This window comes from Candidatus Obscuribacterales bacterium (genome assembly GCA_036703605.1).
GTDB lineage: Bacteria > Cyanobacteriota > Cyanobacteriia > RECH01 > RECH01 > RECH01.
The window spans coordinates 1-1532 of the sequence record DATNRH010000811.1 but is presented as its reverse complement, the minus strand read 5'-3'; the positions used below and the strand labels follow the sequence as shown (position 1 = coordinate 1532).

General features: G+C 55.4%; 3 protein-coding genes. All 3 read left to right on the top strand.

Annotation, left to right across the window (positions count from 1 at the left end; all coding sequences use genetic code 11):
- Positions 1-442: hypothetical protein (locus V6D20_16850; protein HEY9817449.1), on the top strand; the 442-nt coding region annotated here is incomplete at its 5' end.
- A complete protein-coding gene (locus tag V6D20_16845) occupies positions 439-1062 on the top strand; it encodes a gamma-glutamyl-gamma-aminobutyrate hydrolase family protein (protein ID HEY9817448.1) in 624 nt (207 codons plus the stop codon). The genes V6D20_16850 and V6D20_16845, both read left to right, overlap by 4 nt.
- A 2-nt stretch (positions 1063-1064) precedes the next feature.
- Positions 1065-1532, top strand: a 468-nt coding sequence (locus V6D20_16840) for a hypothetical protein (GenBank protein HEY9817447.1), incomplete at its 3' end; no start/stop codon positions are given.

Below are 1532 nucleotides of genomic sequence, written 5' to 3'. Positions count from 1 at the left end.
GCATTACGAGTACAGCTTCCGGGTTGATTTCTGGTGGGAGCTAGTCAAGCGGGGTATCCATCCCCGGGTGGCTCTCGTCATGCAGGCTTTCGTGAACGCAAGGGGGGGTCAGTACAGCTTCGTGTCGTACAGTCATGGTCATCAGGTGTTCGACAGCACCTCCGTCACACTCAAGGGTGTCAAGATGTTCCGGGACAATGCCCTCCCGGAGATGAAGGAGAAACAGAAGAAACCTATCCGGAACGGTTTCGAGAACTTCAACCAGTACTTCAACGGAGGTGGTACAACGATCAACGCGACTGTTGTCCACGGCCTGTCCATGCCACGTAAGGTAAAGAACGCCCTGACGGGTAAGGAGGAGTTCAAGCGGCTCTCATATGAGCTGACCATCACAGATATGGCAAAAGCTGTAGCTGAACTGTGCAAGGAGTACGATTTATGAAAAAGGTATTCATCGTTCTAAGCAACGACCAGTACGATACGATGTACCTCCGCAATGGGTTCGATGTTGTGGCGAACATCGAGGAGGCTGACTTCATCCAGTTCACAGGAGGGGAGGATGTGTCACCCCGTCTGTACGGTCAGAACCCGCACCCCTCCACTCACTCCAGTGAGGCCCGGGATATGTTCGAGATGCGGGTGTACGATGCCGCTATCGACAGGGGCGTGCCTATGGTGGGCATATGCCGGGGCGGGCAGTTCTTGAACGTCATGTCAGGTGGCATCATGAAGCAGCACGTCGACGGTCACGCCATAGGCGGGGAGCACCTCATGGTGGACCTCGCATCCGGTGAGATGGTGTCCGTCACCAGTACTCACCACCAGATGATGAGCCCGGACCCGGACCTCGGGGAACTCATTGCCGTAGCATCTGAATCAACCTACTGGGAGGATGGAGAACGCACCCGCCACAAGAGCGAGCGAGGTGATGACTGTGAGGTAGTATGGTACCCGAAGACAAAGGCGCTGTGCTTCCAACCTCACCCGGAGTACGTGGCTAAGTCCCACCAGTGCCAGATGTACTTCTTTGAACTGCTGAATCAATACGTGACAGGAGCGTAACTATGTGTGGACTAGTAGGTGTAGTAGGTAAGATCGGCCTCAAAGAAGAAGAGGCTTTCAAGGACATGCTGGCTGTTGATGTAGTCCGGGGTGCCCACAGTACGGGTATCGTGGCTGTGGATGCACGTGGCTTTGCTGACTGGGCTAAGGCAGCGATGCTTCCGCATGACTTCATGCAGACGCGGCAGTTCAAACAGGCTTTCGCAGGTACTCACGTCCTGCTGATGGGCCATAACAGGTACGCCACTAAGGGTGCTGTCAACACGGCCAATGCTCACCCCTTTGAGACGCAGCACCTCACGGGGATGCACAATGGTACTCTCATCAACTGGTACGCGGCCTTGGAGGAGGCTAACAAGTTCGACGTAGACAGCGAGTGCCTGCTGCACACGATGGATGTACGGGGTCTCAAGGATACCTTCAGCGGTCTGAACGGTGCCTTTGCTGTGACATGGCATGACTCCCGGGAC